Raw genomic sequence first — 4,861 nt, forward strand, 5'->3', positions numbered from 1 at the left:
AGACAAGTCACGTGTCGTTTGTTTGTTTTCTTTCTTCCATTCGTAAAGACCTTTTGGAATGTCACTGCGCATGAAGAGAGTAAGTGAAAGTCCTTGGTCCACGTGCTCAGTTGCAGCAGCGTAAACATCAATCACTTTACGCATATCCATGTCGTAAGCAGAAGTGTAGTAAGGAATGGTTTCTGTTGACAAGCCTGCTGCAGGGTAGTAGATTTTACCGATTTTCTTCTCTTGGCGTTCTTCGATACGTTGCGTAATTGGGTGAATAGAAGCAGAAACATCGTTAATGTAGCTGATAGAACCATTTGGCGCTACAGCAAGGCGGTTTTGGTGGTAAAGACCATCTGCTTGAACCTTGTCACGAAGTTCAGCCCAGTCAGCAGCACTTGGAATAAAGACATCTTTGAAGAGTTCTTTAACACGGTCTGATTTTGGAACAAACTCGCCTGTCAAATACTTGTCAAAGTAGCTTCCGTTAGCATAGTCTGATTTCTCAAAGTTGTGGAAGGTAATACCACGTTCACGTGCGATATTGTTTGACTCAACCAAGGTCCAGTAGTTCATAAGCATAAAGTAAATGCTGGTGAACTCAACAGATTCAGGAGATCCGTATTCAATCAATTGCTGAGCAAGATAGCTGTGAAGTCCCATAGCACCGAGGCCAAAGGTGTGAGCTTGGCTATTTCCATGGTCGATAGTTGGGACAGCAACGATGTGTGAGCTATCTGTTACAAAGGTCAAAGCGCGAACCATTGCACGAATAGAGCGACCAAAGTCAGGCGAAGTCATCATGTTGACCACGTTTGTTGAACCAAGGTTACATGAAACGTCAGTACCCATTTGAACAAATTCTTGCGCATCGTTGATAAGACTTGGCTCTTGGACTTGGAGAATCTCTGAACACAAGTTGCTCATGATAATTTTACCATCAACTGGATTTGCACGGTTAGCAGTATCGATATTGACTACATAAGGATAACCAGATTCTTGTTGCAATTTAGAAATTTCAGTTTCCAAATCACGCGCCTTGATTTTAGTCTTACGGATGTTTGGATTTGCAACTAGTTCATCGTATTTCTCTGTGATGTCGATGTAGTTGAAAGGTACGCCATACTCTTTTTCAACAGAATAAGGACTGAAGAGATACATTTCTTCATTTTTACGTGCTAATTCGTAGAATTTATCTGGTACTACAACACCAAGAGAGAGAGTCTTGACACGAACTTTTTCATCGGCATTCTCTTTCTTAGTTGAAAGGAAGGCAATAATGTCTGGGTGGAAGACATTGAGGTAAACAACCCCAGCACCTTGACGTTGACCCAATTGGTTAGAGTAAGAGAAGCTATCTTCGAAAAGTTTCATAACAGGAACGACACCTGAAGCAGCACCTTCATATCCTTTAATAGGAGCACCAGCTTCACGAAGGTTGCTGAGGGAAATTCCGACTCCACCACCGATACGTGAAAGTTGAAGAGCAGAGTTGATAGAACGTCCGATTGAGTTCATATCATCTGTTACTTGGATCAAGAAGCAAGATACCAACTCACCACGACGAGCGCGACCTGCATTCAAGAAAGAAGGAGTAGCAGGCTGATAACGTTGGTGGATGATTTCATTAGCAATGTCAATAGCAATTGCTTCATCACCATCAGCGAAGTAAAGGGCATTAAAGAAGACGCGGTCTTCCATGCTTTCAAGGTAGTATTCCCCATCATTAGTCTTCAGAGCATATTGATTATAAAATTTATAGGCAGCCATGAAAGACTTGAATTGGAAGTTTTGATCTTTAATAAATTGATGTAGCTCTTCCAAAAATTCTGGACGGTATTTCTTAATAAATGCTGTTTCAATATAGTTATGTTCAATGAGGAAATTAATTTTTTCCGTAATTGAATCAAAAACTATTGTATTAGGTACAACATTTTCTTTAAAGAAGGCTTCTAGAGCTTCCTTGTCTTTGTGAAGCGTGATTTGTCCATTCACAGGACGGTTAATTTCGTTATTAAGACGGAAGTAAGTCACATCTTCAAGTTGTTTTAATCCCATAAAAAATCCTTTATCTAATTACAAAAGAAAGGCTTCTAAGGTAGACATAGAAGCTTTTGTCCTGATTCTTAAGCAAGTTGTTTAAGTTTACCTGGTTGGAAACCAGAGAAAACTTCTGTCGGTGTCTGAATAATAGGAGCAGCACTAAAGCCAAGCTCTTTTACTTGATCAATGTATTCAGGTTGTTCATCAAGATTGATTTCTTTATATTCAACATTATTACTGTCTAAAAAACGTTTCGTCATTTTACATTGGACACAGTTGTTTTTAGAATATACAGTTACCATTTCTGTAACTCCTCTTTAAAATTTTATTACTTTCTTAGTATATCAGAAAAAAAACTTTGTCAACTTTCTAAAACTAAATCTTGTGTACTTATTTTACTGATTTTACTAACGAACACAATATATAGTGTAGTGTTGAAAAATAATTACAGAAAAAGCAATGATTTCATTATAGGTGTCTCGACAAAAACTACATACTGTGTTTTGCTAAATTTAATAGAAGATTTTCAGCAAGTTATCTGAAAGGAAATTGAAGAAAGTCCATAAAATACTTGAAAAATATCAATGAAGGTGATATAATACTAAATTGTAAGGGTTATCAGATATGTAACTCAACAAGAAAACTATTAAAGGAGAGTCAAACTATGGCTTCTAAAGATTTCCACGTAGTGGCAGAAACAGGTATTCACGCACGTCCAGCAACATTGTTGGTACAAACTGCTAGCAAATTTGCTTCAGATATCACTCTTGAGTACAAAGGTAAATCAGTTAACCTTAAATCTATCATGGGTGTAATGAGCCTTGGTGTTGGTCAAGGTGCTGACGTTACAATCACTGCTGAAGGTGCAGACGCTGATGACGCTATCGCTGCAATCTCAGAAACAATGGAAAAAGAAGGATTGGCATAAGGAAATGACAGAAATGCTTAAAGGAATCGCAGCATCTGACGGTGTTGCAGTTGCAAAAGCATATCTACTCGTTCAACCGGATTTATCATTCGAGACTGTTACAGTCGAAGATACAAATGCAGAAGAGGCTCGTTTGGATGTTGCTCTTGAAGCTTCTCAAAACGAGCTTTCTCTTATCCGCGAGAAGGCTGTAGGTACGCTTGGTGAAGAAGCGGCACAAGTATTTGACGCCCACTTGATGGTTCTTGCTGACCCTGAATTGATCGGTCAAATCAAAGAAACTATCCGTGCTAAAAAAGTGAATGCAGAAGCAGGTCTGAAAGAAGTTACAGACATGTTTATCACAATCTTTGAAGGCATGGAAGACAACCCATACATGCAAGAACGTGCAGCGGATATCCGCGACGTAACAAAACGTGTATTAGCTAACCTCCTTGGTAAAAAATTGCCAAACCCAGCTTCTATCAATGAAGAAGTGATCGTGATTGCTCACGACTTGACTCCATCTGATACAGCTCAATTGGACAAAAACTTTGTAAAAGCTTTTGTAACAAATATTGGTGGTCGTACAAGTCACTCAGCTATCATGGCTCGTACACTTGAAATCGCTGCAGTTTTGGGTACAAACAATATCACTGAAATCGTTAAAGATGGTGACCTACTTGCCGTTAATGGTATTACAGGTGAAGTGATTATCAACCCTACTGAAGAACAAGCGGCTGAATTTAAAGCAGCTGGTGAAGCTTACGCTCAACAAAAAGCTGAATGGGCACTCTTGAAGGATGCTCAAACTGTTACTGCTGATGGTAAACACTTCGAATTGGCAGCAAACATTGGTACTCCAAAAGACGTTGAAGGTGTTAATGATAACGGTGCAGAAGCTGTAGGTCTTTACCGTACAGAGTTCTTGTACATGGATTCTCAAGACTTTCCAACTGAAGACGAGCAGTACGAAGCATACAAGGCTGTTCTTGAAGGAATGAACGGTAAACCAGTTGTTGTCCGTACAATGGATATCGGTGGTGACAAGGAACTTCCTTACTTCGATATGCCTCATGAAATGAACCCATTCCTTGGATTCCGTGCTCTTCGTATCTCTATCTCTGAAACTGGAGACGCAATGTTCCGCACTCAAATCCGTGCTCTTCTTCGTGCTTCTGTACACGGTCAATTGCGTATCATGTTCCCGATGGTTGCGCTTTTGAAAGAATTCCGTGCAGCTAAAGCAGTCTTCGATGAAGAAAAAGCTAACCTTCTTGCTGAAGGTGTTGCAGTTGCGGATGACATCCAAGTTGGTATCATGATCGAAATTCCTGCAGCAGCTATGCTTGCAGACCAATTTGCAAAAGAAGTTGATTTCTTCTCAATTGGTACAAACGATTTAATCCAATACACAATGGCGGCAGACCGTATGAACGAACAAGTTTCATACCTTTACCAACCATACAACCCATCAATCCTTCGTTTGATCAATAACGTTATCAAAGCAGCTCACGCTGAAGGTAAATGGGCTGGTATGTGTGGTGAAATGGCTGGTGACCAAACAGCTGTTCCACTTCTTGTCGGAATGGGCTTGGATGAGTTCTCTATGTCAGCAACATCTGTACTTCGTACACGTAGCTTGATGAAGAAACTCGACACTGCTAAAATGCAAGAATACGCTAACCGTGCTCTTACTGAATGTTCAACAATGGAAGAAGTTCTTGAACTTTCTAAAGAATACGTTAACTTTGATTAATCAATTACAAATCCTTGTAGCTTCTAGCTATAAGGATTTTTTCTTCTATTTTGTAGAAAACTCCATCTGTAAAATTTATCAAAAATATGGTAAAATAGACAAGGGAAAAAACAAGGAGGCTACAATGCAAAATAGACCAATCATTATCGGAGTAACAGGTGGAT

The 4,861-nt window shown here is 39.5% G+C and carries 4 protein-coding genes; 2 read left to right on the forward strand and 2 right to left on the reverse strand.

All coding sequences use genetic code 11. From position 1 onward, the window contains the following. Together nrdE and nrdH are read right to left on the reverse strand one after the other, a co-directional pair. The coding region (gene nrdE, locus SINDD18_RS03010) for a class 1b ribonucleoside-diphosphate reductase subunit alpha (RefSeq protein ID WP_061863016.1) at positions 1-2,046 on the reverse strand (2,046 nt) is incomplete at its 3' end. 68 nt (positions 2,047-2,114) lie between these two features. After that, the gene (nrdH, locus tag SINDD18_RS03015) at positions 2,115-2,333 is read right to left on the reverse strand and encodes a glutaredoxin-like protein NrdH (protein ID WP_000259242.1); all 219 of its coding nucleotides are present in this window, start codon (positions 2,331-2,333) and stop codon (positions 2,115-2,117) included. A gap of 362 nt (positions 2,334-2,695) precedes the next feature. Between nrdH and SINDD18_RS03020 the strand changes: the two genes are divergently transcribed. Further along, complete coding sequence (locus SINDD18_RS03020) at positions 2,696-2,959, forward strand: phosphocarrier protein HPr (protein WP_000146952.1); 264 nt, start codon at positions 2,696-2,698, stop codon at positions 2,957-2,959. 4 nt (positions 2,960-2,963) lie between these two features. After that, the gene (gene ptsP / locus SINDD18_RS03025; RefSeq protein WP_025171271.1) at positions 2,964-4,697 is read left to right on the forward strand and encodes a phosphoenolpyruvate--protein phosphotransferase; all 1,734 of its coding nucleotides are present in this window, start codon (positions 2,964-2,966) and stop codon (positions 4,695-4,697) included. Positions 4,698-4,861 lie beyond the last annotated feature (164 nt).

It is taken from the genome of Streptococcus infantis (assembly GCF_001579645.1).
In the GTDB taxonomy this organism is placed as follows: Bacteria; Bacillota; Bacilli; order Lactobacillales; family Streptococcaceae; genus Streptococcus; species Streptococcus infantis_E.